The organism is Arthrobacter sp. AL12, assembly GCF_029960645.1.
GTDB lineage: Bacteria > Actinomycetota > Actinomycetes > Actinomycetales > Micrococcaceae > Arthrobacter.
The window spans coordinates 58,898-84,830 of record NZ_JASBQY010000007.1 but is presented as its reverse complement, the minus strand read 5'-3'; the positions used below and the strand labels follow the sequence as shown (position 1 = coordinate 84,830).

The window sequence follows — 25,933 nt, the reverse complement described above, 5'->3', positions numbered from 1 at the left end:
ACTTAGTCTCCTTTATTGTCGCCGCCGCGTCCGGCAGGGGCCGTGACATCCGGCCCCGCGGTCTCCAGCGCACTCTCATGTTCCCACGTTCTGCCGGCAATGTAGCGAATCGACGAGTTTGCTACGGCCAGGATGGGCACCGAGAACAGGGCCCCGGGGATTCCGGCGAGGTAGGAACCGGCGGCGACGGCCAGGATGACGGCGACCGGGTGCAGCTTAACCGCCTTGCCCATGATCAGCGGCTGGAGGATGTGGCTTTCCAGTTGCTGGACCAGCAGCACCACCCCCAGCATGATCAGGGCGTTTACCCAGCCGTTGGCGACGAGGGCCAGCAGCACCGCGACAGCGCCGGTCACCAGGGCGCCGACGATCGGGATGAACGATCCGAGGAACACCAGGACCCCCAGCGGAAGTGCCAAGGGCACACCGAGGATCGCCGCACCCACCCCGATGCCGACCGCGTCCACGAAGGCGACAAGCATCTGGACCCGGACGTAGCTCACCATGGAGGTCCAGCCCACCCGGCCGGCTCCGTCCGCTGCGGAGCGGGCCTTCCGGGGCAGCAGCCGCACCAAAAAGGACCAGATGCGGTCGCCTTCCAGCAGGAAGAAGATGAGGATGAACAGCGCCAGGATCATACCGGCGGCGAAGTGCCCGGCGGTGCTGCCGAAGGACAGCGCACCGCTGAGGATACTGCTGGTGTTGTTCTGCAGCGCCGCGGTTCCCTCTTTCAGGTACTGGTCGATCTGGGCCGCGGTGAGGTGCAGGGGGCCGTCCGCGAGCCAGACCTGGATTTTCTGGACTCCGGTCAGCGCCTCGCTCCAGAGCTCGGCGAAGCCGGACACGAGCTGCCGGCCCACCAGGGCCAGGGCCCCGCCAACCAGGCCAATAAAGCCCAGGACGGTCATGGCGACGGCGAGCCCGTTGGGGACGTGCTTCCTCTTGAGCCAGTTCTTCACCGGCGACAGCAGCCCGGCCAGCAGCGCGGCGACCATCACGGGAATCAGCAGGAAGCTGACCCGGCTGAGCAGCCACACGAGCGCGGCGGCCATCAGAATGATGAGTCCCAGCCGCCAGGACCAGGACGCGGCGATCCGCACGCCGTACGGGATGTCCTGGTCGATTTCCCGGTCCGTGACAGTCCGCGCTCGTGCGGGGGCGCCGGCGGAGGCGGAGCTGGCGGCGGGGCGTGTGGCGGCAGTGTGGTCTCGCGGGGCGGCATCGTCAACTGGCGTCATAGCCCAATGATTCACCAGCGCCGACCGGATGGGAAACCGTCGGCTGGCTCAGCGCCCCAGGGAGGCGCTGATGCCCCACGTCATGGCGAACCGCTCCCCCGGATCGAGCCAGCGGAGGCCGTCGCCGGTGTTGAAGGCGTTGGCCGGGCCGGTCATCGGCTCGATCGCCACCGCCTTGGTGCGGCCCGGGAACTTGGTGGTGACAAACACGTGGACGTAGCCGCAGTGTTCGTCCTGCCAGAGGCTCACGCTCCGGCCGTCCGGGGCGCTCAGCGTGTGCCGGGCGATGCCGGCGTCGAACTCCAGGTCCGTGTAGGCCGAATCGAGGTCCAGGTCGCCCACCGTCCGCCCGGCGCGGAGGTCGAAGTCGCCGCCCACCGGTTCGGTGCGGCGCGGGATCAGGCGCTCGTCCGTCACGAGCCTGGTGCCCGCCTGCACGGTGACCGTGAGCTCCTCGCTGGGCACCTCTCCCAGCCGGAGGTACGGGTGCGCGCCGAGGACAAACGGTGCCGGCTCCTGGGAGTCGTTGATCAGCAGTTGCCGGACCGCCAGGCCCAGGTCCTCATCCAGTTCGTAGCGCACGCGGTGGCGGAGCAGGAAGGGATAGCCGTGCTGCGGGAACACCGCCGCTTCCAGGGTGACCGAGAATTCGGATTCGTCGACGAGTTCGTAGGCGGCGTTGCGCAGCAGCCCGTGGCTGGCGTTGTTGCGGGACACCTCGGTGATGTCCAGCTGCTGCTTCTTGCCGTTCAGGTACCAGACACCGTCCTCCACCCGGTTCGCCCACGGCGCCAGCGTGATGCCGGCGGCACCCGGGGAAATCTCCGCGTCCCCGTAGCTTTCCGTCAGCTGCGTGCCGCCGCGGCTGTACAGCCTCAGCCCGGCGGCCAGTTCGGTGACGACGGCCAGGGCGTCGCCGCGCCGCAACTCGTACTGCCGGCCCGTGGCATAGCGCCTCGCGGAAGCGTCCGGGCCCGGGCGGTCGCTGGGTCGCTCGCTGGCAGGGGAATCCGGGGAGGCGTGACGCGGCAGGTTCATGGTCACCACCGTACCTAGCCGCAGGCCACGGCGTATACCGTGGATCCATGACCCGCATTTCCAGGACCGACCCCGCCGAAAGCACCGCATGACCCTCCCCCTTGACGCCCGGCAGCTCGCGGCCCGCTTCGCGTCCGTCTTCGGCGCGGCGCCCGACGGCGTGTGGCAGGCGCCCGGACGCGTTAATCTGATCGGCGAACATACCGACTACAACGAGGGTTACGTGCTGCCGTTCGCGATCGACAGGACAGCCAGGGTGGCGGTCCGCCGGCGTCCGGACTCCGAGATCCGGCTGCTGTCCACCTTCGGCAACCAGGGCCTGACGACGGCGGATGCAGGGTCCCTGGACCGCGGCACGGCGAAGGGGTGGACAAAGTACCCGCTGGGTGTCGTGTGGGCGCTCCAGCAGCACGGGCTTCCCGTGCGCGGCCTGGACCTGCTGCTGGACTCCGATGTTCCCCGCGGCGCCGGCCTGTCCTCTTCCCACGCGATCGAGTGCGCCGTCATCTCCGCCCTCAACGAGCTCACCGCGGCGGGCCTGGACGACCGGGACATGGTCCTGGCCACCCAGCGCGCCGAGAACGACTTTGTCGGCGCGCCCACCGGCATCATGGACCAGTCCGCGTCCCTGCGCGGGGCGGCCGGGCACGCCCTGTTCCTGGACTGCCGCGACCAGAGCTTCCGGCTGGTCCCGTTCGACGCCGACGCCGCCGGACTGGTGCTGCTCGTGATCGACACGAAGGTGTCGCACTCCCATGCCGGCGGCGGCTACGCCTCCCGGCGGGCCTCCTGCGAGCTGGCGGCCGAGGTGCTCGGCGTGAAGGCCCTGCGCGACGTCGGACTCGACGGCCTGGAAGAATCCAGCGGCCTGCTGGATCCGGAGACGTTCCGCCGCGTGCGGCACGTCGTCACCGAGAATGACCGGGTCCTGCAGGTGGTCGAGCTTCTCGCCGGCGCCGGGCCCGCGGCGATCGGGCCGCTGCTGGATGCGTCCCATGCCTCCATGCGCGACGACTTCGAGATCTCCTGCCCCGAACTGGACCTCGCTGTCGGGGCCGCCCGTGCTGCCGGCGCGGTCGGTGCCCGGATGACCGGGGGCGGCTTCGGCGGCTCGGCGATCGCGCTCACACCGGTGGCGGCCGAGCGGCAGGTGCGTGCCGTCGTCGGACGTGCCTTCGCCGGGGCCGGGTACGCGGCGCCGGAGATTTTCAGCGTCCGGCCCGCGGCAGGGGCGGTGCGCCTGGCATAGCCGGAGCGTAGGCTGGGCGCATGCCAGATGCGGTCATAGTCTCCACTGCCAGGAGCCCGATCGGACGCGCCTTCAAAGGCTCACTGAAGGACGAACGGCCCGACGACCTCGCGGCCGCCATGGTGGCCGCCGTCCTGGCCCGGATTCCGTCATTCGACGCGGCGGATACCGCCGGCCGCGGCCTGGACGACCTGTACCTGGGCTGCGCCGAGCCCAGCGGCGAGGCCGGCTCCAATATGGCCAGGGTAGTCACCATCCTCGCCGGGCTGGACGCCGTCCCGGGCGCCACCATCAACCGTTTCTGCGCCTCAAGCCTGCAGACCCTCCGGATGGCCTTCCACGCCATCCGGGCCGGCGAGGGACACGCGTTCATCTCGGCCGGGGTGGAGGCCGTGTCCCGGTACCGCGACTGGGCCGGCGCCGGAGAGACAGACGCCAGCATGCACAACCCGCTCTTTGCCGCCGCCCGGCAGCGGACCGCCGCCCGGGCCGCAGCCAACACCCCGTGGACGGACCCGCGGCTGGGCGGCCGGATGCCGGATACCTATATCGCCATGGGACAGACCGCGGAGAACGTCGCGACCAGCTTCGGCATCGGCCGGGCGGACCAGGACGCCTGGGCGGTGCTCAGCCAGAACCGCTCCGAAGCCGCCATCGCCTCCGGGTTCTATGCCCGCGAGATTACGCCCTACACCCGCAGGGACGGCACCCTGATCGACCGGGACGACTCTCCGCGGGCCGGTGTCACCCTCGAAGCGGTCAGCGCCCTGCAGCCGGTCTTCCGCGCCGAGGACACCGTCACCGCCGGCAATGCCTGCCCGCTGAACGACGGGGCGGCGGCCGTCGTCGTGATGAGCGCTACGCGGGCGCGCGAACTCGGACTCGAGCCGCTGGCACGGATTGTCTCCACCGGCGTCAGCGCGCTCTCCCCCGAGCTCATGGGCATGGGTCCGGTCGAGGCGAGCCGCCGGGCGCTGGCCCTTGCCGGGCTGGTGATGGAGGACATCGACCTCGTGGAACTTAACGAGGCCTTCGCGGTCCAGGTCCTCGCCAGCGCCAGGGAACTCGGGATCGACCAGGACAAACTCAACGTCCACGGCGGCGCCATCGCGCCGGGACACCCCTTCGGGATGACCGGCGCCCGGATGACCACCACCTTGCTCAACGGCCTCCGGGAACGGGACGCGGCCCTTGGGCTCGCGACCTTGTGTGTGGGCGGCGGCCAGGGCATGGCCGTGGTGCTGGAGCGGCTCAGCTGAGCCGCCCGCCCGCCGTCGGGCACGCCGCTGCCTGGCACGTCGCTGCCTGGCACCACAGAAAGGGAGCCCCGCCATCCGGCGGGGCTCCCTTTCTTAGTCTTGCGTTACCGGCGTGACGCCGGCGCTGTTATTCGTCGCCGCGAAGGATCGCGAGCAGCCGGATGATCTCCACGTAGAGCCACACCAGCGTCACCGTGAGGCCGAAGGCCGCGGTCCAGGAGAAGCGCTGCGGGGCGCCGCTGCGGACGCCGGCTTCGATGCTGGTGAAGTCCATGATCAGGGCGAAGGCGGCGAGGCCGATGGCCAGGACGCCGATGAAGACGCCCAGCGGGATGCCGAAGATCTCAACCGAGGTGCGCAGGCCGAAGGGGGAATCGACGGCCCCGGTCCACATCATGACCATGTTGATGAGCGCGAAGACGGCGTAGCCGATGGTCGCGATCATGAAGAAGCGCATGGCCTTCGGGGTCGCCCGGACCTTGCCGTTCTTGAAGAGCACCAGGGTCACGGCGAACACGGAAAGCGTGCCGATCACGGCCTGCAGGCCGACGCCCGGATAGATGTTGTCGAGGATCCGGGTCAGGCCGCCGAGGAACAGACCCTCGAGACCCGCGTAGGCCAGGATCAATGCCGGGGAGGGCTGCTTCTTGAACGTGTTGACGAGTGCCAGGACGAAACCGCCCAGCGCGCCCACGATCATGAGCATGTAGGCGAGGCCCTCGGCCACCACGAGGGTGACGGCCGCGCCGGCGAGGACGGCGCCGAGGCAGGCTGCGGTCTTCATGATGACGTCGTCATAGGTCATGCGGCCGGTGTCGGCGGGGCCGGCGGCCGGCCGGTTGTACATGTCCTGGAGCTGGTCCTGGGTCATGCCCTGCTGGGCAGGGTTCCAGCCGGCCTGGGTCTGGCCGTACTGGGCCTGGCCGGGCTGGCCCTGCCCGAAGCCGTTTTGGCCGTAGGGACTCTGTCCGTAAGCCTGCGGGGCAGGCGGTGCCTGGGTTGCTCCACGGAAGTTCTTTCCGTTGAAGACTGGGTTTCCGCCAAGTGCCATTGCGGGTGTCCTCCAAATAAAGGGGGTTAATGATGATCCGGTATTGAACTTCTTGGTGTCTGGTTACAACACGCTACCAATTCCAACAGCCGGCGGGCACTGTAAGTTCCCGGGAGGCGCTTGCCGCAACCCAACCGTGACCTCTGCACCTCGTTCCGGAACGGCGCTTCCCGCGCCGGGATAAAAACTGTTTAGGCATACTCGGGATCAACAAAAGTTTACTTAAGGACAGGTAAACCGCCTCGCCGCGCCGGCTTCACGGTTGTTACGCGATCGCGACGTTAAGCCTGCTCGCGACGGCATTCATTGCCCCGAACGGGCTGTAACATGGCCCAATAGGGTGACGGATATCACAAGCTCTACCGCTCCACCGCATCGCACCAAGCACCACCCCCGTCACCCCGACTGTTCGCAGCGGTTGCAACGGCGCAACCCACACCACCCCCATGTGGAGGTTTCATTTTGAGAAGCACACCGAGAGGCCTGTCGCAGAGACGGCGCGGCAGACTGCTGAAAGTCGTGGGGGCCGTTTTTGCCGCCGTGGCCGCGCTACTGCTCATTGTCGCGCCAGCATCCCAGGCCACGAGCCCCTCGCCGACACCATCCCCGTCGGCAACAACGTTCCAAAACAGCATCAGCGGCTTCCTGCGCGGCGACGACCGCGCCCCGATCGCTGACGTCACCATCACGGCTAAGAAGGACGACTTCACCGGTACGGCCAAGTCGAGCGCCAACGGCGCCTGGACCATCGGGGTGCCCACCCAGGGGACTTACGTCGTCGAGCTGGATGAATCCACGCTTCCGGAGGGCATCAAACTCGCCGAGGGCCAGGAAAACCCCCGTGAGGTCACCTTTAGCCAGACCTCGAACCTCTCGGTGATTTTCGCCTTCGGTGAGGGCATCGTGGTGCAGCAGCAGGACTTCGGCCAGAACCTGATTAACCGCCTCGTGGCGGGCCTCAGCTTCGGTCTCCTGCTGGCCCTCGCGTCCGTGGGCCTCTCACTGATCTTCGGCACCACCGGGCTGACCAACTTCGCCCACGGTGAGATGGTCACCCTCGGCGCCGTCCTGGTCTTCGCGTTCAACGCCATGAACCTCCCGTTCTGGCTGGCGATCGTGCTCGCCCTGCTCGGCGGCGGTCTATTCGGCTACGTCCAGGATGCTGGCCTCTGGAAGCCGCTCCGGCGCCGCGGCACAGGCCTGGTGCCGATGATGATTGTCAGCATCGGTCTCGCCCTGGCCGTCCGTTACGTCATCCAGTTCTTCTTCGGCGGCGCCACCCAGCAGCTGCCGTTCGCCCAGAGCGCGGAGATCCAGCTCGGCCTGATCTCCATTTCCCCCAACAACCTCTGGTCCCTCGTGATCAGCGCGGTTGTCATCGCCATCCTCGGGATCGTGCTGCTCAAGACCCGGCTTGGCAAAGCCACCCGCGCCGTCGCCGATAACCCGGCGCTGGCCGCGGCCTCGGGCATCGACGTCGACTCCGTCATCCGGATTGTCTGGGTCACCGGCGGCATGCTCGCCTCTCTCGGCGGCATCCTGTGGGCCTACTACCGGCCCGGCGTCACCTTCGACATGGGTTCGCAGATCCTGCTGCTCATCTTCGCCGGTGTCACCCTGGGTGGCCTCGGCACAGTGTGGGGCGCCCTGATCGGATCCATCATCGTCGGTATCTTCGTGGAGCTGACCACCGTGTTCGGCCTCGCCGCAGACCTCAAATACGTGGGAGCACTGTTCATCATGATTATTGTCCTTCTGATCCGGCCCCAAGGTATCTTGGGCCGGCGCGAGCGCGTGGGTTAGGAGACAGACATGGACTTCGGATTCATATTTTCCAGCGCTGCCGGTGAACTGTTCAGCCCCACAACGGCTGCCTACGCACTGGCCACCCTCGGCCTTGCGGTCCACTTCGGCTACGCCGGCCTGCTGAACTTCGGCCAGGCCGGTTTCATGGCGGTGGGGGCCTACGGCTTCGCCATCTCCACCCTGACGTTCGGCGCCCCGTTCTTCGTGGGTCTGCTGATCGCCGTGGTCTGCTCGGCCATCTTTGCGCTGCTGCTGGGTATCCCCACCCTCCGGCTGCGGGCCGACTACCTGGCCATCGTGACGATCGCGGCGGCGGAAATCGTGCGCTACATCGTTACCACCAACCAGCTGACCGCGGTCACCGGTTCGGCCAACGGCCTGGCGGCTTTCGAGGGTGACTTCTACGCCATGAACCCCTTCCCTCCGGGTTCCTACATGGGCATGAACAACCGCGACTTCTTCATCCGGATCGTCGCCTGGGCTGTCGTGGCCCTGTTCTGTACCCTGGTGTGGCTGCTGATGCGCAGCCCCTGGGGCCGTGTCCTCAAGGGCATCCGCGAGGACGAAAACGCCGTCCGCTCGCTCGGTAAAAACGTGTACGCCTACAAGATGCAGGCCCTGATCATCGGTGGTGTGCTCGGCGCCCTGGCGGGCATGATCTTCACCCTCCCCCGCGGCGCGGTCCAGCCGGCGAACTATGGCACCGAGCTGACGTTCTTCCTCTACACCTGCCTGCTGCTCGGCGGCCTGGGCACGGTGCTGGGGCCGGTCGTCGGCGCCATGATCTTCTGGGTCGTGCTGTCCCTCACACAAGGCATCCTTTACGGCCTCATCGAATCCGGCGCCATCACCTGGCTGAACACTGTCCAGGCCGGCCAGCTGCGTTACATCCTGGTGGGTGTCGCGCTGATGCTGCTGATGATCTTCAGGCCTCAGGGTGTCCTCGGCAATAAGAAGGAGCTGGCGTTCGCATGAGCACGCAGAGCGAAGAACCCCGCAGGTCGGGAAACCCGGAAAAGCCCGACAACCCCGACAACCCCGACAATATTGACTACATGACGGACACGCGTCCGATTGCCGCCGGGGAGACTGCCCCCGGCTGCAAGAAGCGCGATCCGATCGTGGTGGCGGAAAACGTCACCCGCAGCTTCGGCGGCATCAACGCCGTCGACGTCGAGTACCTTGAGATCCCGCGGCACAAGATCACCGCGCTGATCGGCCCCAACGGCGCCGGCAAAACCACCCTGTTCAACCTGCTCACGGGCTTTGACACGCCCAACTCGGGCAAGTGGCAGTTCGAAGGCAACAGCCTGGCCGGGGTGTCCTCGTACAAGGTGGCCCGGATGGGCATGGTCCGCACCTTCCAGCTGACCAAGGTCATGGGCAAGCTCACCGTCATGGAGAACATGCGCCTCGGCGCCTCCCACCAGTCCGGCGAACGGCTCTCCAAGGCCCTCTTCAAGGGCATCTGGGGCGGCCAGGAAAAGAAGATCACCGAGGAAGCCAACGTCCTGCTGACGAAGTTCAAGCTGGACGCCAAGAAGGACGACTACGCGGCGTCCCTCTCCGGCGGCCAGCGGAAACTCCTCGAAATGGCCCGCTCGCTCATGGTCCGGCCCAAACTGGTCATGCTCGACGAGCCGATGGCCGGCGTCAACCCGGCCCTGACACAGTCGCTGCTGGACCACATCAAGAACCTCAAGGCCGAGGGCATGACCGTGCTGTTCGTTGAGCACGACATGCACATGGTCCGGCACATCGCCGACTGGGTGGTGGTCATGGCCGAGGGCAAGATCGTGGCCGAGGGCCCGCCCGCCGACGTCATGAAGAACCCTGCCGTGATCGACGCCTACCTGGGCGCCCACCACGACGTGGACCTCGGTGACTCGGAAGGCATCAAGGAGCTGGCCGCGGAACTGGTCGCCGACGAGGAATCGATTGTCGGCACCGAAAACGCCGGGATCATCTCGCTCGACGTCGTCGCCGCGGAAACGGATAGGCCGACGAACCCGGACAGCAACAATCCGGCCCGCGGCCGGCGCAGCGCCGAGGAGCCGACCCGCGGCGAGCAGCCGCCCAGCACAGCGAAGGACACAGAATGAGCGCCACCAGCGCGGCTCCCGCCGCCAACCCCGTTTACGATGAGGATTCCGTCGTCAAGGTCACCGACCTGGTGGCCGGCTATATCCCCGGCGTCAACATCCTCAACGGCTGCAGCATCGAGGCCCGCAAGGGCGAACTGATCGGCATCATCGGTCCCAACGGCGCCGGCAAGTCGACGCTGCTGAAGGCGATGTTCGGCCTGGTCAAGGTCCACTCGGGTTCTGTGGTGGTCCGCGGCCAGGACATCACCGGGCTCAAGGCGAACAAGCTCGTCAGCAAAGGCATCGGCTTTGTGCCGCAGAACAACAATGTGTTTGCGGCGCTGACCATCGAGGAGAACCTCCAGATGGGCATGTTCCAGCGGCCCAAGGACTTCGCCGAACGCTTCGACTTCGTCACGGGCCTGTTCCCGGAACTCGGCAAGCGTCGTGCCCAGCGCGCTGGCTCGCTCTCCGGCGGCGAACGCCAGATGGTGGCGATGGGCCGGGCCCTCATGATGGACCCGGCCGTACTGCTGCTCGACGAGCCCTCCGCGGGCCTTTCCCCGGTCAAGCAGGACGAGACCTTCCTTCGGGTGCACGAGATCAACCGCGCCGGCGTGTCGGTCATCATGGTGGAGCAGAATGCCCGTCGCTGCCTGCAGATCTGTGACCGCGGCTATGTCCTGGACCAGGGCAAGGACGCGTACACCGGCACCGGCCGGGAACTGATGAAGGACCCCAAGGTCATTCAGCTGTACCTGGGTACCCTCGCCGACACCGTCGAATAGTTCCCCGGCAACACCACAGCAGGGCCGTCACCAAGCCGGTGGCGGCCCTGCTGCGCGCCCGGGGTCCGACGTGTCCCCGGAAGGGCGGGCCGTTTCCCCTTCTCAGCGACGGGCCAGCGGAAGCTTCAGCTTCATGGTCGTACCGTCCGGTCCGGTCCGGGCGACCTCGACGGCGCCGCCGGCTGCCGTGGCGATTTCACGGACCAGCGCCAGCCCGATGCCGAAGCCTCGCTGCCCCCGGGCTCCGTCCGGGCTGGGGGTCCTGACGAAGCGGTCAAAGATTCGATTCTGGTCCACGCCCGTGATGCCGGACCCCGTGTCCGCCACGCAGACCACCGCGTGGTTGCCCTCGGTTCCTGTGCTGATGGTGATGCTCCCCCCGGACGGCGTGTGGGCCAGGGCGTTGTCCGCCAGGGCGAGCACGGCCCGGCGCAGGGAGTTCCGGTCGATGCGGGCCAGCGGCCGGCCGCTGCCGCCGCCGCAGTCGCCGTCGGAGAGGGACAGCCGGATGCCCTGCCGCGCCGCGAGTTCCTGCAGGCTCTCGGTGACGGATCCGGCGACGTCGGCAAGCTCCACGGGTTCGGCGGACGGATCCGGTGCGGCCCGGGTGGCTGCCAGCAGGAGTTCGTTGACGATCCCGGTCAGGGTGGCCGCATCGTCCCGGATCCGGCCGAGGGCCAGGGCAGTTTTGGAGTCAGGCACGGCGTCGCGCTGGGCGAGTTGGATGCGCGCGTCCAGGATGGCCAGGGGCGTGCGCAGTTCATGGCTGGCATCCTGGACGAACCGCCGCTGCAGGGCCAGCGCCTCCCCCAGTGGCCGGATTGCGCTGCGCGCGCTGAGCCACCCGATGACACCGGCCAGCACGATTCCCGCCACCCCGGCGATGATCATCGCCTCGATCAGGTCCTTGGAATCGAGATAGGTGTAGGCCTTCCCGGCCGCCGCGGAGCCGGGCAGATCCGGGTGCGCCAGCTTGTTCATCAGGTAAACGGTCGCTGCGGCGAGGAGGCAAAGGACCAGGACCGCGCAGGCGGCACTGATCCGCAGGGCCACCTTGAGCGAGGCCCGGCGGAGGGTGTCCCGGTCCGGTTCTCCCGCCGCGGGAGACATACTGTTCATGCGCCGTCCCCGATCTGGTAGCCGACGCCGTGGACCGTGCGGACCACGGTCCTGGAAATCTTCCGTCGGAGGTGGTGGACATAGGTGTCGATCACGCCAGGCTGGTCGCCGGCCTGGAAGTGTTCGCTGAGCAGTTCCTCCCGGGTGAAAACTCTGCCGGGTTCCGCGGCCAGGGCGGCGAGCAGCTCAGCCTCCTTGGCCGTGAGGGACACCAGGGCCCCGTAGGCCGAGCGCACGGAACGCGACGCAGGATCAAGTTCCCAGTCGCCGATGCTGACGGACGCGGCGGCCGGCGCAAAGGTGCGGGTCAGGGCGCGCAGGCGCGCGGCGAGCTCACCGGCGTCGAACGGTTTGCTCATATAGTCATTGGCGCCCGCGTCCAGGCCCGTGACCTTTTCATCCGTGGCGCCGAGGGCCGTGAGGATCAGGATCGGCGTCGACACCCCTTTGGACCTCAGCGCACTGATCAGGGCGATGCCGTCCATGAGCGGCAGGCCGCGATCGATCACCATGACATCCCATGCCCGGGTCAGCCCCAGATGCAGACCTTCCTGGCCGTTGGCGGCCAGCCGGATCCGGTAGTCGGGCTCCAGCAGTTCGGCGATCAACGGCCCGAGGACGACGTCGTCCTCCACCAGCAGCAGGGACGGCCGGCCGTACGCGATTGTCATGTCAGCTATTCTCCTGCGCCATGCCTTCCACCGGCAGTTCGTCCGCAGTGTCGTCGACTGTGGGTTCGGCAGCGGGTCCGCGGCGCCGGCGGCGTTTCAGGAGCTGGATGCCCCACGGCAGGACGGAGACGAGGACCATAAGGACGGCGATGAGATCGATATTGTTGGCGATGATCTCATAGTGGCCGAGCCAGGACCCCAACAGTGTCACGGATGCACCCCAGGCCAGCGCCCCGGCGAAGTTCCAGAGCGTGAAGGACTTGTACCCGTAGCGGGCGATGCCTGCGCTTAGCGGCGCGAACGTCCGGACCATGGGCACGAAACGGGCCAGCACGACGGCGGCACCGCCGTGGCGGCGGAAGAATTCCTCGGTGCTGGTCAGGTGCGCTGTCTTGAGGATCCGAGCGTCGTCCTTGAACCACCTGCGGCCGTATTTGCGCCCGATCATGTAGCCGACCTGGTCGCCGGCCACGGCGGCGGCGGTCACGACGCCGATTAGCACCGGCAGCGTCAGCTGCAACTGCTGGTGCAGGAGGCCTGCGGTGAAGAGCAGTGAATCTCCCGGCAGGAAGGGGAACAGCACGCCGGACTCAATGAACACCATCAGTGAGATGACGCCGAGTGCCGCCGGGCCGAGGCCCTCAAGCAGGCTCGCAGGATCAAGGAGCGGCGGGAGTCCGGCCGCGGCGGAAATCACCGGGGCAAGCGCTGAGGCGTAGAGGCCGAGCATGGTCAGTTCCTTAGGGTCGGGCGGATCGGGGCGGGGCTGGGGCGGGCAGACGGTCCAGGAGGTGCGGGGCGAACCGGTTCCACAGCCCGGCAAGCAGCAGAACCGCCGCACTTGCCGCGAGGAAGGACGCCGCCACATCGCTGGGGTAGTGCACCCCGATATACAGCCGCGACCAGGCCACCACCAGGGCCAGCCCCACGGCGGCGACGGCGGTGACCCTGGCCCAGCGGGTTCCGCGGGCCAGGAAGTACAGCGCAAATCCCAGCGCGACCGCGAAGGATACGTGCCCGCTGGGGAAGCTGTTGGAGCCCGTTTCGGGCGAGAGCGGGTCGAACAGCAAGGCCGGATTGGGCCGCTGGCGGGCGATGATGAGCTTGAAGAACTCACTGGCCACCCAGCCGGAGCAGGCGACGAGGCCGAACGCGACGGCCTTCACCATGGACCGGCGGACCATCCAGAGATACAGCGCGACGGCGGCGACGATGACGACGCCGACCGCCGGGCCGAACACCACGTTGAACGCCATCGCCACACCGGTCAGGAGCGCGGCATGGTGCTGGCTGAGGTCCTGGTCCACGCCGAGTTCGGCCGCGCTGCTACCGGGCACAAGCTGTGCCGCCAGGCCGAGCGCGAGGACTGCCACGGACAGCAGCGCGCCCCACAGCAGCCAGTGACGGGCCTGCGGGATGGCCCGGAACTGCAGTCTGGCGCCCGGGCGGGTGCCGGGAGCGTCGTGGGGCGCTGAAGCGCGGTCAACGGCGGCTGGGTCGTGGGGCGCTGTTGCGCGGTCAAGGGGGGCGGTTCCTGGCATGGGGTCCTCCGGGTCGGGGCGCGGGCGCTGTCGGGCGCCTCCTTCAACTCTCCCTTGGGGCCCTTAAGAAAGGCTTAAGAAGTGGCTGGCCATCGTGCACTCCCCCGCACGCAAGAAACCCCCGTCCGGAAAATGGACGGGGGTTTCCTTGTGGCTAGGGAAGGGGAAGCTTACAGCTTGCCGAACTCTTCCTTGGATGCCTTGTAGGTGTTGTCATCCTGGAACTCGTAGATGCCGATGTAGGCCTCCGTCGGGTCACCGGCGTCGGAGAACGTTACGGGGCCGGACTGGCCGTCGTAATCGATGTCTTTGCCGTTACGGAGAAGGGTGACGCAGGACGGGAAGTCGCTGCACTTTTCGCCGGTTTCGGAGACTGCCTTGAGCTGAGCGGCGATGTCGACGCCCTTGGTGCTCTTGGCGGCTTCAGAGGCCAGTGCGATGAGGTTCACGGCGTCGTAGGACTCGCCTGCGTAGCTGTAATCCTTCAGCGCGGGATCGATGGCCAGGAGCTTCTTTTTGAAGTCTTCCTTGGCGAAGGTGCCCGGGATGGTGCCCTGGGCGCCCTTCAGGGTGCCGGCCTGGAAATCCTTGCTGTAGTCGGACATGTTGCCGTCGACCATGAAGAGCTGGGTGGGCTTGACGCCCTTGCCCGTCATCAGCGGAACGATGCTCTTGGCCTGGTCGAAGGTGATCAGGGCGATGGCATCCGGCTTCGCGGCGATGACCTTGTCAACCTGGCTGCTGAACTGGGAGTCGCCCTCGTTGAAGAGCTCCTCCGCAACGACCTTCCCGCCTGCTGACTCAAACGCGGCCTTCACGTTTTTCGCAAGTCCGGTTCCATAAGCGTCGTTCAGGACGATCATGCCCACGGTCTGGGCGCCACAAGTGGCCATGTAGTTGCCGAGGACCTTGCCCTGGAGCACGTCCGAGGGGGCGGTGCGCCAGTAGAGGCCCTTGTCGTCCCAGGCAGTGAAGTCCGGCGAGGTGTTGGCCGGGGAGAACTGGATGACCCCAGCGCCGGTGATCTGGTTGATCACGGTCTTGGATACACCGGAGGATGCCGCGCCGATGACGGCGCTGACGCCCTGGCCCAGCAGTGCGGTGGTGGACTGCGTCGCAATGTCGGTCTTGGTGTCACCGGAGTCGCGGTGGATGACCTCTACGGGCTTGCCGAGCACACCGCCGGCGTCATTAACTTCCTTGATGCCGAGGTTGACACCGGCGATTTCGGGCGGGCCGAGGAAGGCCAGCGACCCGGTGGTCGGCAGGAGCGAGCCGATCTTCAGGGCGGTGTCGGTGGTGCCCTTGGAGGCGGGAACGGCGCCGCCATTGGTCGCGGCTGAGGTGCCGGCTCCAGCTCCAGCGCTGGGGGCCGGGCAGGCGATGCCTGCGGCGTTGGCGGAAGCGGATCCGGTTCCGGTCGACGTCGGGGTGGACGCGCCACCACAGGCCGTAGCCAGAAGGGCGACGCCGATGCTAAGCGCTGTGAGCTTAGCGATGCGGGGCGCCACCTGGGGGAGTGAAGTCATTTACAATCTCCTCGATCTAAAGGTGCGAACGGCCTTTGATGCGAATGATCAGGTGTTCCTGATTTACTTCAAGCTAGTGCAATTCCGGCCCGATCCAAAGTGACTACGGTCACATCCTTATAACACTCGTTGCATAGAGGAAATCTGCCGGCCGGATCGGCGGGCGCCACGACGTGTGCCCCAGGTGGGACTCGAACCCACAACACGCGGATTTTAAGTCCGCTGCCTCTGCCAATTGGGCTACTGGGGCGCCCGGTCCATGGTATCCCGTCCGGGGGCCAGGCTAGGCGATGCCGAACGGTTTGGCGTAGCGGAACGTCCCGCTGACGCCGCCGGGCCAGACGGCCAGCGGCAGCAGCTGGAAGTGTCCGCCCCAGGCCGAGTCGGGGGCTTCGACGCCGAGGGAGGTCGATGCCACGAACCCAAAGCGGGAGTAGTACTCCGGGTCGCCCAGCAGCGCGATGCCGCGCTCCCCTGCCGCGTTGGCCCGCAGAATCGTTTCCTTCATGAGCCTGCTGCCGATGCCGTGGCGCTGCAGCCTCGGGACAACCCCGATCGGGCCCAGGCCCAGGAGCTCCAGATCCCCCACCCAGCCGCGGGTGCTGATCACGTGGCCCACGATCCCGCCGTCGAGCTCCGCGACGACGCTGAACTCCGGCAGGTACTCCTCGCAGTCGAAGAGCGCCGCCAGGAGCTGCACCTCCTCCGGCTCGCCCTCGACGGGCAGTCCGGTGACCGGGGAGACGGCGAAGGCCGCGGCGGTGAGGGCCAGGAGGGCGGGCCGGTCCGCGGGCTGTTCGCTGCGCAGCACCAGCTCCGGGGCGGGCTTGTGCTCCCCGCTGGCCTCAGCCAGTTCGTGCAGCACCTCGAGCGCGCGGTCGGCGTCCGCGACCGGGACCAGGAGGTGGTCGTGGTGGAAGCCTGCCAGGACATTGCAGCTGATCTTGGCCTCGGCCAGGGCGCCGCTGACCGCGGCCGTCAGGCCAACGGCCTCGAGCGAGGAGTGCACCTGCAGGGTGATCCAGGCGCCGACGAAGTCGTAGGACAGTCCAAGGCTGTCGGCTTCGGCCCGCGGCAGGACAACCGCCAGGCCTTCCTCCTCACGGACGGCGGCGGCGATCGCCCCGGCAAGGGGACGGCCGTGCGGCCAGAGGACGTAGACGAACTCGCCGTCCCGGACTTCCGAGTGCATGGTGGCCAGCAGGGTGTGGAGGTCCTTTTCAGCGGTCATGGAGCCCAGTCTAGGCGCGACGCCGGCCGGGCCCCGGCAGGCGGCGGGGACGGCGTTTGGGTTAACGACGGCGGCGGCCGCTCCCCGCAAGGGAACGGCCGCCGTCGAACGCTGCTGCAGGCTACTTGGAGTCGGCCGACACAGCTTCCTTGTTCGCAGGCTTTCCGGCTTCTGCCGCCGGCTTCTCCGCAGCGGGGGCGGCGGGGGCCGCGGCCGGCTTGGGAGCCGGCGCCGCCGCGGCAACGAAAGCGCCGCGCGGGTTGTCCAGGTCGATCAGCTGGGTGGTGTCGCGGCCCATGAAGAAGGCCAGGATCCAGCCGAAGATGACCCGGATCTTGCGTTCCACGGTCGGCATGGCCAGGCCGTGGTAGCCGCGGTGTGCCAGCCACGCCAGCGGGCCCTTGAGGCCGATGCGGCCCAGCAGGTTGATGTTGGCCACACCCTTCCACTCGCCGAAGCCGGCCACGGCGCCCAGGTTCTTGTGCTTGTAGTCCTTGAGCGGCTTGTCCCAGCGGGAGGCCCAGAGGTTCTTGGCGAGGAGCTTGGCCTGGCGCAACGCGTGCTGGGCATTGGGGACGCAGGTGCCATCCGGCAGGCCGCTGCCCGTGAGGTCCGGGACCGCGGCGACGTCGCCGGCGGACCAGGCGTTGTCGATGATGCCTTCGTCGCCGGCGATGCGCAGGTCCGCGAGGACACGGACGCGGCCGCGGGGCTCGAGCGGGAAATCGGTGGAGCGGACCATCGGGTTCGCCTGCACACCGGCAGTCCAGACCAGGGTGTCGGCCTGGAATTCCTGGGCCGCGGACTTGTCCGGGAGGTTGATGAGCTTCAGGGAGCCTTCGGCGCTGTCCAGCGAGGTGTTCAGCAGGACCTCGATGCCGCGGCTGCGCAGGTGCTCGACGACCCACTCAGCCTGGCTGGCGGTCACCTCGGGCATGATGCGTCCCATGGCCTCAACCATGACGAAGCGGACTTCCTCCTGCTTGATGCGGGGGTTGTTCTTGACCGCGGCGCGGGCGAGATCTTCCATTTCGGTGATGCACTCGATGCCGGCGAAGCCGCCGCCGACAACAACGAAGGTCAGGGCGCGGGCGCGTTCGGCCGGATCCGTCATGAGCGAGCCGGCTTCGATCCGATCGAGGACCTTGTTGCGCAGGGCCACGGCTTCCTCGATGGTCTTGAGGCCGATGCCCTTGTCCGCGAGGCCCTTGATCGGGAAGGTGCGGGTGATGGCGCCTGCGGCCACGACGACATCGAAGTACGGGACCTCGAAGTTCTCGCCGCCGTCGGCCGGGGCAACCACAGCGGTGCGGTTGGCGTGGTCGATCGAGGTGACGCGGCCCTGGATGAGCTCGGTCTGCTTGAGGTGCTGGCGGTGCGAGACGACGGCGTGGCGTGCCTCGATGTTGCCGCCGGCAACTTCGGGGAGGAAGGGCTGGTAGGTCATGTAGGGCAGAGGATCAACGACGGTGACGATGCCACCGGCATTCGCGATCTTCTTCTGCAGTTTGAGGGCTACGTACAGGCCGACGTACCCGCCGCCGACGACGAGTACCCTGGGACGGTCCTGGAGCTGAGGGGAGGATGCCATTCCCCAAGAATACCGTAGTTTGTGAAAAACTTCACTAACTACGCTTTCCCGCTGGAATCCGCAGAATCCAGTGCTCCGGTGTCCGGCGCTGCCGGGCCGTCGGGGCTTCCCGGTGGGGCGGGCCGTGCGGCGCGCCGGATCTGGAAGACGGCGGCGGCCAGGATGCACAGGAACAGCCCGCCGAAGCCCAGCACCACCAGGGCGGGCACGGCGGCGTCCAGTTCGGACGGCGGGTCCGCGACCGGGACGGTGGCCTCCGGAAGGGTGGGGGCCGCGCTGGAGGGGACCGCTGAGGGCGCCCCCGGCGCGGTGGCCAGGCTGCCCCGCCGGTGCACCCGGATCCAGTCCGAGATCGAGCCCAGCGGATTGACCCGGGTTTCCGGGACGTCGGCCTTCAGCGCCGCCTCGGCGTCGAGGATTCCGAACCCGTACAGCGGGTCCTTCCCCTTGGCACCGGCGTCCTTCGCGGTGCTGACGATCCGGTTGATGACCTGGTGGGCCGACATCTCCGGCCATTTGGAGCGGATCAGGGCCGCTACACCGGCCACGATGGGCGTGGCGCCCGAAGTGCCGGCCCATTCGGCGTAGCCGCCGCCGGGCAGGCCGCCGATCAGATTCTCCGCGGGGGCCGCGACGCCGATGCTGATGCCCTGGGATGAGGAATCGATGCTGGCGGTTCCCTTGCGGTCCAGCCCGGCGACGGTCAGCACGCCGGGGATGGTGGCCGGGGCCCCGACCTGGACGTTGCCTCCCCCGCGGTTACCCGCGGCGGCGACGATCACGACGTCCTTCTGCTCGGCGTACAGAAAGGCGGCGTCCCAGCTTTGCGGCCATTCCGGGGAGGTGCTGCCCAGCGAGATGTTGATGACGCGGGCTCCGTTGTCGACAGCCCAGCGGACGGCCTCGGGTATCTGGTCCTGGTCGCTCTTGCCGCCGGGGTTCGCGGAGCCGAGCCAGGTGGAGACGGACAGCAGTTGCGCTTCGGGGGCCACGCCGACAATTCCGTCCGGCGGGACTCCATCCGGCGCGACGGACGGGCCCGCGCTGGGGCTGGGGCTGGGGCTGGGCGAGGCCGTGGGCTCGGCGGGCTGGTGGCCGCGGCCCGCCAGCATGGTGGCGACCAGGGTGCCGTGCTCGGGCTTCGCGCCGATGCTTTTCTGCCCGTCCGGGCTTCCGGCGCCCGAGACGTCAACGCCGCCGGCCAGCACGCCGGCCAGGTCGGGGTGCTTGCCGTCCACGCCGCTGTCAATCACGGCGACCTTGACGTTGGCGCCCCTGGAGACCTCCCAGGCCTTGGTGATGCCGGATTCGGCGAGCCAGTACTCCTTGTCGCGCCAGGCATCGGCGTGCGCGGCGGGCGCCGCGGCCAGGGCAGCCGCCAGAGTGCTGCCCGCCAGGGCCAAGGCCACCACCGCGGAGGCGGTCCGGCGGCGCCGGGCTGTTGCTCTGGTCATTCGGGTCCTATCGGCGGGACAGCTGGTGGCGCTGTGGCTTCGGTGTCGCGGGGGCTGTGGTGGCGATGGGGAACGCCGGGACGGGACTTCGCGGGGATGTGCGGATCGGGTGCCGGTCGGCGGAGCGTCCCAGCCGGCCTGCGCCTAGTGGATACTCAAGGCAATTCCGTCCAGAATATCGTGTTCGCTGGTGACGGCCGACGCGACCCTGCGGTCGGTCACCTCGGCCAGGCGTTCCAGGACGCGCCGCCAGACGAGGGCCCCCGCTCCGATCACGTCCACCCGGCCCGGGTGCATGTAGGGCAGGGCGGCACGTTCGGCGTGGGTCATCTCCAGCAGTTCCGTGCAGGCGCGGCGCACCGCGTCGAGCGGCAGTTCAGTGCCGTGGATTGCCGCAGCGGAGTACTCCGGCAGCGCGAGTGCGTGGGCCGTGATGGTGGTGATGGAACCGGCGACCCCGACGACGGCGGCGCTGCGGTCCAGCGGGACGGTCCGGGCCGCCACCTCGAGGGCAGCGTCGACGTCGGCCTCCGCGGCGGCGATCTGCTCCGGCGTGGGCGGGTCGCTGCGCAGGTGGCGTTCGGTCATCCGGACACAGCCAATGTCGACGGATTTGGCGGCGATGACGCCGTCAGCGTTGCCGAGCACGAACTCCGTGCTGCCGCCGCCGAGGTCCACCACGAGCACGGGGTCCGCGCCGCGGGAGGGCAGGACGCTGCTGGCGCCGGCGAAGGACAGGGCGGCTTCCTCGTCCCCGGTGATGACCTCGGGTTCGACGCCGAGGAGTTCGCGGATGCCGTCCACGAAGATCTGCCGGTTGTTGGCGTCGCGGGTGGCGGAGGTCGCGACGAAACGCACCTTGGTGGCCCCGAGTCCGCGGATCTCCCGGGCGTAGTCCGCCGTGGCGGCAAAGGTCCGGTCCAGGGCCTCGGGGGCGAGCTCGCCGGTGGCGTCCACGCCCTGGCCGAGCCGGACGACACGCATTTCGCGCACCACGTCCTTCAACCGGGCCGCCGCGCCGTCCGTGTCCAGGTCGGCGATGAGCAGGCGGATCGAGTTGGTGCCGCAGTCCACGGCGGCCACGCGCGTCACTGGCTGGCCCCGGTGGTTCCGGCGGAGCCTGAGACTTCGCCCGTTCCGGTCGTTCTTGCCCCGGGGGTGCTGCCGGGGTCCCAGGTGCGCGGCTTCCGGACCGGCGCCGGTCGACCCACAATCTCCGGCAGTCCCTGCGGCCCGTGCCTGCTGAGGTCCTGCGAGGGGGTCTCGCCGCCGGTGTCCCATGCGCCGTCGCAGTAGCAGCGGTCCGTGGTCCACCATTCGCTGATGGCGGCGAGGGCCTCGTCGCCGAGCGGGTTCACACCCGGCCCGGCGGCCAGTGAATGACCCACCAGGACGTGCAGGCACTTGACCCGGGTGGGCATTCCGCCGGCGGAGATGCCGTCGATTTCGGGCACGGCGCCGATCCCGGATCTGGCCCCGATCTCCGCGCGGGACGCCAAGTAGGCCTCGTGGGCGTCGCGGTAGTCCGCGGCCAGGGCCTCGTCGCTGCCGAGCCGGACGTTCATTTCGTTCATCAGGCCGGCCGCCTCGAGCCGCGACACCGCGGAGGTGATGACGGGGTGCGTGAGGTAAAAGGTGGTAGGGAAGGGTGTGCCGTTGCTCAGCCGCGGGGAGGTGGCCGCCACCAGCGGGTTGCCGCAGACACAGCGGGCCGGGATTTCCACGACGTCACGCACCGGCCGCCCCAGTTGCCGGCTCAGGACATCCAGGTCGTGCGGCGAGGGCCGGCGGGATTCCGCCAGGGAGCGGGCCGGTTCCGGGGACTCCGGGTTTTCTCCACTCGGGTTCACTGCCGTGGGGGTCTCGTCCACTCGGTTCTGGTCCACGGTGGCGGCGCCTTCCTGCCCTGTCTGGCTTGTCCGGCGGACAATCCTGCGGCGGGCGCCGCTTCTAGTCTGTTGCCGAGCGCCGGATGGAGTCCCAGAGGGAGTCAACCCAGGGCAGCTCGGCCGGGTCATGTGCTGATCCTGCACCGGCCGCGCCACTGGTGGAACCGGCAGGAAGATCGCTGCCGAAGACCCAGTAGCCCGTCTCACCGGGCATAACCATGTTAATGCGGTCCCGGGCCTGCTGTTTCACGTAGTTCGGATCCTGCCATCGGGAGACCTGCCGCCTCAGCTCGTCCTGCTGGGCCTGTTTGTCGGAAATGTCCGCCTGGAGCGCGGCGATTTCAGCCCGTTTTTCGAAGAAAATCTTGACCGTGGGCGCCAGCATGATGGTGATGGCAATCATGACGACCAACAGCGCCAGCATGCGGCCGGAGAAGGCCTTGGCGGGGACCGGGTCGAGGTTCTCTGCCGTCGGTGCGGTGCCGTCCTTGGACAGTTTAGCTGCGCCGTGTTGGCCGGTGCCGCGTTGGCCCGTGCCGTGCTTGGCCGTGCCGTGTGTGCCGGTGCCTGATTTTGCGGTCGTCGGAACGGACGCGGCCCCGGCCGGCCGGGCGGAGCCGGCGTTGCCGCTGTGCTGGCCGGCTGTCCTGCCGGGAGTCCGCTGGACGGGGGCGGCGTTGCCGGCAGGATGGGCCTGGGAGCCGCGGGAACCGCTGAAATCAGCCTGGATGACGTCGCCGCCGTCGCCGGTGTCCGGAGACTTCGGGGCCGCAGGCGTGGCCCGGGGAACCTTGGGTCGGCGGGTAGCCATGTCACTCCTGTAATGCCAGGTTCTCCCCCGGCTGGCTTGCTGCGTTCAGTGCTGATCCCGTGGCCTGAACCGGGCACCGACATGGAACCGGCTGCGCGGCGCCACTAACGGTGCCAAAAGAGACGTGCCAAAAAGGAACCGGTGGCCATGGTCTTTCAACCATAGCCACCGGTTCGCAGTTCGTGCGGTTACTAGCCCTTGAAACGCGGGAAGGCGCTCCGGCCGGCGTAGCGTGCGGCGTCGTCGAGTTCCTCTTCGATGCGCAGCAGCTGGTTGTACTTGGCTACGCGCTCTGAACGGGCCGGGGCACCGGTCTTGATCTGGCCGGCGTTGGTGGCAACGGCGATGTCAGCGATCGTGGTGTCCTCGGTTTCGCCCGAGCGGTGCGAGGTGATGGTGGTGTAACCGGCGCGCTGGGCGAGGGAGACGGCATCCAGGGTCTCGGTCAGAGAACCGATCTGGTTGACCTTCACGAGCAGCGAGTTGGCGGTCTGCGAATCGATGCCGGTCTGCAGGCGCTCCGGGTTGGTGACGAAGAGATCGTCACCGACGATCTGGACCTTGTCGCCGATGGCGTCGGTGAGGGTCTTCCAGCCCTCCCAGTCGTTTTCGTCCAGCGGGTCCTCGATGGACACCAGCGGGTAGTCGGCGACGAGCTCGGCGTAGTAGGCGCTCATCTCGGTGGAACTGAGGGCCTTGCCTTCGAACTGGTAGGCGCCGTCCTTGAAGAACTCGGAGGAGGCCACGTCCAGGGCGAGGGCGATGTCCTGGCCCGGGGTGTAGCCGGCGTTCCGGATGGCTTCCTGGATAAGGTCCAGGGCCGCGCGGTTGGACGACAGGTTCGGCGCGAAGCCGCCCTCGTCGCCGAGGCCGGTAGACAGGCCCTTGGCCTGCAGGACCGCCTTGAGCGCGTGGTAGACCTCAACGCCCCAACGCAGTCCTTCGGAGAAGGTCTCGGCACCCAGCGGGACAACCATGAATTCCTGGATGTCGACGTCGGAGTCGGCGTGCGAGCCGCCGTTGAGGATGTTCATCAGCGGAACGGGCAGGACGTGGGCGTTAGGGCCGCCGAGGTACTTGTAGAGCGGGAGGTCGGCGGAAGCCGCGGCCGCGTTGGCGACGGCCAGGGACACGCCCAGGATGGCGTTGGCGCCGAGCTTGCTCTTGTTGGCGGTGCCGTCAAGGTCGATCATCGACTGGTCAATGCTGCGCTGGTCGGTGGCGTCGAAACCGACCAGGGCCGGGGCGATCTGGTCGATGACCGCGTCAACGGCCTTCTGGACGCCCTTGCCGAGGTAACGGCCCTTGTCGCCGTCTCGGAGCTCAACGGCTTCGTGCTCGCCGGTGGAGGCTCCCGAGGGAACTGCTGCGCGGCCGATCTGGCCGTCCGAGAGCAGGACTTCCACTTCTACGGTGGGGTTGCCACGGGAATCGAGGATCTCGCGGGCGTGGATGGCATCGATGAGCGCCATGGATAGGCTCCTTAGGGTGAAGCGATCTGCTGGGAATCTGATGGGAATCAATCTGGGAATCAAGCTGGGAATCAAGCTGAAAAACCGACGTCCTCGTCGCTACCCAGCCTAGTCGAGAGTGGGATAAGTTACAGAAACCTATCCAGTCCCCGGACGTCATTGTGGCGGATCATGGGGACGGCTGCGCGGGCGGGCCCTCCCGGAATCGGCGGTTCGCGGCGCGGAGGGCCCGTTCGGCGTCGAGCCCCCGGTCCCGGGCGGCGGCGGCGATGGCGAAGAGCAGCTCGCCGAGGCCCTCTTCCGCGGAGGGGACGTCAACCGGACCGGTGACGGCCGGAAGGCCGGCCCGTTCCGCGCGGTCGAGGAGCTTTTGGGCCCGGGCCAGCGCCGGAAGGGCGGCGGGGACGCCCCCGAGGGCCCCAGCCCGGGACGGATCAGCGCCGGAGGGTTCAGGGCCGGAGAGCGGGTGCCCGGAATGCAGGACCTGCTCGGAGCGTTTGACGGCATCCCACGTCCGGACGATTTCCTCCACGGTCGCCGGAAAGGACTCCTGCAGTGAGCCGTCGGGTCGGAACACATGCGGGTTGCGCCGGATCATTTTGGCCCTCAGGCCGCGGGCGACGTCATCGAGGTCGAAGGCACCGCGCTCCTGGGCGAGCCGGGCGTGCAGGACCACCTGGAGCAGGACGTCGCCGAGCTCGGCCTTCAGCTCGGCGTCGCCGCCGGCCGTCTCGATGGTCTCCGCCACCTCAAAGGCCTCCTCGAGGAGGTATTCCACGAGGGACTCATGGGTGAGGGCCCCCATCCAGGGGCAGTGGATGCGCAGGGCTGCGATCGTTCCGATCAGCTCTGCAAGCTGCCCCTGGCCGGGTGAATTGTCCGCTTTAGCCAAGCTCGTCGTAGAACTCGTTGATGTACTCGACGAGGGCTTCCTTCTCCTCCAGCGGCAGGAAGGCGGCCTCGGCGGCGTTCAGCGTCAGCTCCAGCAGGTCGTCGAGGTCGTAGTCAAACGTCTCGACCAGCAGTTCGAACTCGTCCGTGAGGGTCACGCCGCTCATCAGCCGGTTGTCGGTGTTGATGGTGACGTTGAAGCCGAGCTGGTAGAGCATGTCCAGCGGGTGGCTTTCGATGCCCTCGCCGAAGCCGGCGACGGCGCCGGTCTGCAGGTTGGAGGAGGGGCAGATTTCCAAGGCGATGCCGCGGTCGCGGACCCAGCTGGCGAGCCCGCCCAGGGTGACCATGCCGATGTTGTCGTCGGCATCCTCGCCGTCGGCATCCTCATCGTCGCCGAATTCAACGGTGATGTCCTCGGCGATCCGGACGCCGTGGCCCAGGCGCAGGGCGCGTCCGTCGACCAGGGCGGACTGGATGCTTTCGAGTCCGGCGGCTTCCCCGGCGTGGACCGTGGCCGGGAAGTTGTGCTGGGCCAGGTACGTGAAGGCGTCCTTGAACCGGGACGGCAGGAAGCCGTCCTCGGCGCCGGCGATGTCGAAGCCGACGGCGCCGTTGTTGCGGTGGCGGACCGCCAGTTCGGCGATTTCCTGGCCACGGTCGGCGTGCCGCATGGCGGTGATCAGCTGGCCGACCTGGATGTCGCGGCCGGTCTCGGCGACGGCGTCGACGCCGGCCTCAAGGCCCGCTTGCACGGCTTCGACGGCGTCGTCCAGGCTCAAGCCCTGCTGGAGGTGCTGCTCGGGAGCCCAGCGCACTTCGCCATAGACCACGCCGTCGTCGGCAAGGTCTTCGACGAATTCCTTGGCGACGCGGAAGAGGCCTTCCTTGGTCTGCATCACGGCGATCGTGTGGTCGAAGGTCTCGAGGTAACGGACCAGTGAGCCGGAGTCGGCGGATTCGCGGAACCACTCCCCCAAGGCGACGGGGTCGGTGGAGGGCAGGGTATGTCCCGCGGCCTCGGCAAGTTCAATGATGGTGGCCGGACGGAGTCCGCCGTCCAGGTGGTCGTGAAGGGAAACCTTGGGGAGGCCCTTCAGGTCGAAGTCGAGGTCAGGGGCAGCGTCAAGAATTATCTCAGTCACGTTCCAACCTTAGGGTTGGGAGCCCGGCAACACCAGCCGGTCTGCCGGCGGCCGCGCCGGCCGGTCACCCGGCGGC

Annotated in this window: 23 protein-coding genes and 1 tRNA gene; 6 read left to right on the top strand and 18 right to left on the bottom strand. The window is 68.1% G+C overall.

Going from position 1 to position 25,933, the window contains the following annotated elements:
* Positions 1-2 precede the first annotated feature (2 nt).
* Together QK291_RS10055 and QK291_RS10050 are read right to left on the bottom strand one after the other, a co-directional pair.
* Positions 3-1,238 carry an AI-2E family transporter gene (locus QK291_RS10055; RefSeq protein ID WP_282381335.1) on the bottom strand — a complete coding sequence of 412 codons (1,236 nt, stop codon included), beginning with the start codon at positions 1,236-1,238 and terminating at the stop codon, positions 3-5.
* 48 nt (positions 1,239-1,286) lie between these two features.
* Positions 1,287-2,276: an aldose 1-epimerase family protein gene (locus tag QK291_RS10050; RefSeq protein ID WP_282381333.1), complete on the bottom strand. Its 990-nt coding sequence runs from the start codon at positions 2,274-2,276 to the stop codon at positions 1,287-1,289.
* Between the two features lie 88 nt (positions 2,277-2,364).
* Here QK291_RS10050 and galK point away from each other — a divergent pair, with 88 nt between their 5' ends.
* Positions 2,365-3,525: a galactokinase gene (galK, locus tag QK291_RS10045; protein WP_282381332.1), complete on the top strand. Its 1,161-nt coding sequence runs from the start codon at positions 2,365-2,367 to the stop codon at positions 3,523-3,525.
* A 20-nt stretch (positions 3,526-3,545) separates the two neighbouring features.
* Entirely contained in the window at positions 3,546-4,784 is a 1,239-nt protein-coding gene (locus tag QK291_RS10040) for an acetyl-CoA C-acetyltransferase (protein ID WP_282381330.1), read from the top strand.
* 127 nt (positions 4,785-4,911) lie between these two features.
* Here the strand turns inward: QK291_RS10040 and QK291_RS10035 are convergent, their stop codons facing one another.
* Positions 4,912-5,835 (bottom strand): Bax inhibitor-1/YccA family protein, encoded by a 924-nt coding sequence (locus QK291_RS10035; protein ID WP_282381328.1) that lies wholly within the window; start codon positions 5,833-5,835, stop codon positions 4,912-4,914.
* 519 nt (positions 5,836-6,354) lie between these two features.
* Between QK291_RS10035 and QK291_RS10030 the strand changes: the two genes are divergently transcribed.
* From QK291_RS10030 to QK291_RS10015, 4 genes are all read left to right on the top strand, one after another.
* A complete protein-coding gene (locus QK291_RS10030; protein WP_282381327.1) occupies positions 6,355-7,638 on the top strand; it encodes a branched-chain amino acid ABC transporter permease in 1,284 nt (427 codons plus the stop codon).
* Between the two features lie 9 nt (positions 7,639-7,647).
* Positions 7,648-8,616, top strand: coding sequence for a branched-chain amino acid ABC transporter permease (locus QK291_RS10025; protein WP_282381326.1), 969 nt, complete (start codon positions 7,648-7,650; stop codon positions 8,614-8,616).
* 80 nt (positions 8,617-8,696) lie between these two features.
* Positions 8,697-9,743, top strand: a complete 1,047-nt coding sequence (locus tag QK291_RS10020) for an ABC transporter ATP-binding protein (protein WP_282381493.1) — start codon at positions 8,697-8,699, stop codon at positions 9,741-9,743.
* Positions 9,740-10,513, top strand: coding sequence for an ABC transporter ATP-binding protein (locus QK291_RS10015; protein WP_282381324.1), 774 nt, complete (start codon positions 9,740-9,742; stop codon positions 10,511-10,513). Before QK291_RS10020 ends, QK291_RS10015 begins: the two co-directional genes overlap by 4 nt.
* Positions 10,514-10,615: 102 nt before the next feature.
* Here QK291_RS10015 and QK291_RS10010 read toward each other — a convergent pair whose 3' ends face one another.
* From QK291_RS10010 to QK291_RS09940, 15 genes are all read right to left on the bottom strand, one after another.
* The gene (locus tag QK291_RS10010; protein ID WP_282381322.1) at positions 10,616-11,632 is read right to left on the bottom strand and encodes a HAMP domain-containing sensor histidine kinase; all 1,017 of its coding nucleotides are present in this window, start codon (positions 11,630-11,632) and stop codon (positions 10,616-10,618) included.
* Positions 11,629-12,303 carry a response regulator transcription factor gene (locus QK291_RS10005; RefSeq protein ID WP_282381320.1) on the bottom strand — a complete coding sequence of 225 codons (675 nt, stop codon included), beginning with the start codon at positions 12,301-12,303 and terminating at the stop codon, positions 11,629-11,631. Before QK291_RS10005 ends, QK291_RS10010 begins: the two co-directional genes overlap by 4 nt.
* Position 12,304: 1 nt before the next feature.
* Complete coding sequence (locus tag QK291_RS10000) at positions 12,305-13,033, bottom strand: VTT domain-containing protein (protein ID WP_282381318.1); 729 nt, start codon at positions 13,031-13,033, stop codon at positions 12,305-12,307.
* 10 nt (positions 13,034-13,043) lie between these two features.
* Positions 13,044-13,844: a phosphatase PAP2 family protein gene (locus QK291_RS09995; RefSeq protein ID WP_282381316.1), complete on the bottom strand. Its 801-nt coding sequence runs from the start codon at positions 13,842-13,844 to the stop codon at positions 13,044-13,046.
* A gap of 170 nt (positions 13,845-14,014) precedes the next feature.
* On the bottom strand, positions 14,015-15,373 hold the full coding sequence (locus QK291_RS09990; protein ID WP_282381314.1) for an ABC transporter substrate-binding protein: 1,359 nt from the start codon (positions 15,371-15,373) through the stop codon (positions 14,015-14,017).
* 176 nt (positions 15,374-15,549) lie between these two features.
* Positions 15,550-15,623, bottom strand: a tRNA-Leu gene (locus tag QK291_RS09985).
* Positions 15,624-15,656: 33 nt separating this feature from the next.
* Positions 15,657-16,604 carry an N-acetyltransferase gene (locus tag QK291_RS09980; protein WP_282381312.1) on the bottom strand — a complete coding sequence of 316 codons (948 nt, stop codon included), beginning with the start codon at positions 16,602-16,604 and terminating at the stop codon, positions 15,657-15,659.
* A 121-nt stretch (positions 16,605-16,725) separates the two neighbouring features.
* Positions 16,726-18,195 (bottom strand): FAD-dependent oxidoreductase, encoded by a 1,470-nt coding sequence (locus QK291_RS09975; RefSeq protein WP_282381311.1) that lies wholly within the window; start codon positions 18,193-18,195, stop codon positions 16,726-16,728.
* 38 nt (positions 18,196-18,233) lie between these two features.
* Positions 18,234-19,649 carry a S8 family serine peptidase gene (locus QK291_RS09970; RefSeq protein WP_282381309.1) on the bottom strand — a complete coding sequence of 472 codons (1,416 nt, stop codon included), beginning with the start codon at positions 19,647-19,649 and terminating at the stop codon, positions 18,234-18,236.
* A gap of 144 nt (positions 19,650-19,793) precedes the next feature.
* Complete coding sequence (locus QK291_RS09965; protein WP_282381307.1) at positions 19,794-20,741, bottom strand: Ppx/GppA phosphatase family protein; 948 nt, start codon at positions 20,739-20,741, stop codon at positions 19,794-19,796.
* Entirely contained in the window at positions 20,738-21,451 is a 714-nt protein-coding gene (locus tag QK291_RS09960; protein WP_282381491.1) for a DUF501 domain-containing protein, read from the bottom strand. Before QK291_RS09960 ends, QK291_RS09965 begins: the two co-directional genes overlap by 4 nt.
* Before the next feature lie 148 nt (positions 21,452-21,599).
* Positions 21,600-22,349, bottom strand: coding sequence for a septum formation initiator family protein (locus tag QK291_RS09955; protein ID WP_282381306.1), 750 nt, complete (start codon positions 22,347-22,349; stop codon positions 21,600-21,602).
* 191 nt (positions 22,350-22,540) lie between these two features.
* On the bottom strand, positions 22,541-23,821 hold the full coding sequence (gene eno, locus QK291_RS09950) for a phosphopyruvate hydratase (protein ID WP_282381304.1): 1,281 nt from the start codon (positions 23,819-23,821) through the stop codon (positions 22,541-22,543).
* A gap of 169 nt (positions 23,822-23,990) precedes the next feature.
* Positions 23,991-24,626 carry a MazG nucleotide pyrophosphohydrolase domain-containing protein gene (locus QK291_RS09945; RefSeq protein WP_282381489.1) on the bottom strand — a complete coding sequence of 212 codons (636 nt, stop codon included), beginning with the start codon at positions 24,624-24,626 and terminating at the stop codon, positions 23,991-23,993.
* A gap of 79 nt (positions 24,627-24,705) precedes the next feature.
* The gene (locus tag QK291_RS09940) at positions 24,706-25,857 is read right to left on the bottom strand and encodes an adenosine deaminase (protein ID WP_282381303.1); all 1,152 of its coding nucleotides are present in this window, start codon (positions 25,855-25,857) and stop codon (positions 24,706-24,708) included.
* Between the last annotated feature and the right edge of the window lie 76 nt (positions 25,858-25,933).

Excerpts from the sequence above, each read along its gene's own strand:
- QK291_RS10055 (WP_282381335.1), bottom strand. The coding sequence starts at position 1,238 with ATGACGCCAGTTGACGATGCCGCCCCGCGAGACCACACTGCCGCCACA.
- QK291_RS10050 (WP_282381333.1), bottom strand. The coding sequence starts at position 2,276 with ATGAACCTGCCGCGTCACGCCTCCCCGGATTCCCCTGCCAGCGAGCGA.
- galK (WP_282381332.1), top strand. The coding sequence starts at position 2,365 with ATGACCCTCCCCCTTGACGCCCGGCAGCTCGCGGCCCGCTTCGCGTCC.
- QK291_RS10040 (WP_282381330.1), top strand. The coding sequence starts at position 3,546 with ATGCCAGATGCGGTCATAGTCTCCACTGCCAGGAGCCCGATCGGACGC.
- QK291_RS10035 (WP_282381328.1), bottom strand. The coding sequence starts at position 5,835 with ATGGCACTTGGCGGAAACCCAGTCTTCAACGGAAAGAACTTCCGTGGA.
- QK291_RS10025 (WP_282381326.1), top strand. The coding sequence starts at position 7,648 with ATGGACTTCGGATTCATATTTTCCAGCGCTGCCGGTGAACTGTTCAGC.
- QK291_RS10020 (WP_282381493.1), top strand. The coding sequence starts at position 8,697 with ATGACGGACACGCGTCCGATTGCCGCCGGGGAGACTGCCCCCGGCTGC.
- QK291_RS10015 (WP_282381324.1), top strand. The coding sequence starts at position 9,740 with ATGAGCGCCACCAGCGCGGCTCCCGCCGCCAACCCCGTTTACGATGAG.
- QK291_RS10010 (WP_282381322.1), bottom strand. The coding sequence starts at position 11,632 with ATGAACAGTATGTCTCCCGCGGCGGGAGAACCGGACCGGGACACCCTC.
- QK291_RS10005 (WP_282381320.1), bottom strand. The coding sequence starts at position 12,303 with ATGACAATCGCGTACGGCCGGCCGTCCCTGCTGCTGGTGGAGGACGAC.
- QK291_RS10000 (WP_282381318.1), bottom strand. The coding sequence starts at position 13,033 with ATGCTCGGCCTCTACGCCTCAGCGCTTGCCCCGGTGATTTCCGCCGCG.
- QK291_RS09995 (WP_282381316.1), bottom strand. The coding sequence starts at position 13,844 with ATGCCAGGAACCGCCCCCCTTGACCGCGCAACAGCGCCCCACGACCCA.
- QK291_RS09990 (WP_282381314.1), bottom strand. The coding sequence starts at position 15,373 with ATGACTTCACTCCCCCAGGTGGCGCCCCGCATCGCTAAGCTCACAGCG.
- QK291_RS09980 (WP_282381312.1), bottom strand. The coding sequence starts at position 16,604 with ATGACCGCTGAAAAGGACCTCCACACCCTGCTGGCCACCATGCACTCG.
- QK291_RS09975 (WP_282381311.1), bottom strand. The coding sequence starts at position 18,195 with ATGGCATCCTCCCCTCAGCTCCAGGACCGTCCCAGGGTACTCGTCGTC.
- QK291_RS09970 (WP_282381309.1), bottom strand. The coding sequence starts at position 19,649 with ATGACCAGAGCAACAGCCCGGCGCCGCCGGACCGCCTCCGCGGTGGTG.
- QK291_RS09955 (WP_282381306.1), bottom strand. The coding sequence starts at position 22,349 with ATGGCTACCCGCCGACCCAAGGTTCCCCGGGCCACGCCTGCGGCCCCG.
- eno (WP_282381304.1), bottom strand. The coding sequence starts at position 23,821 with ATGGCGCTCATCGATGCCATCCACGCCCGCGAGATCCTCGATTCCCGT.
- QK291_RS09945 (WP_282381489.1), bottom strand. The coding sequence starts at position 24,626 with ATGGGGGCCCTCACCCATGAGTCCCTCGTGGAATACCTCCTCGAGGAG.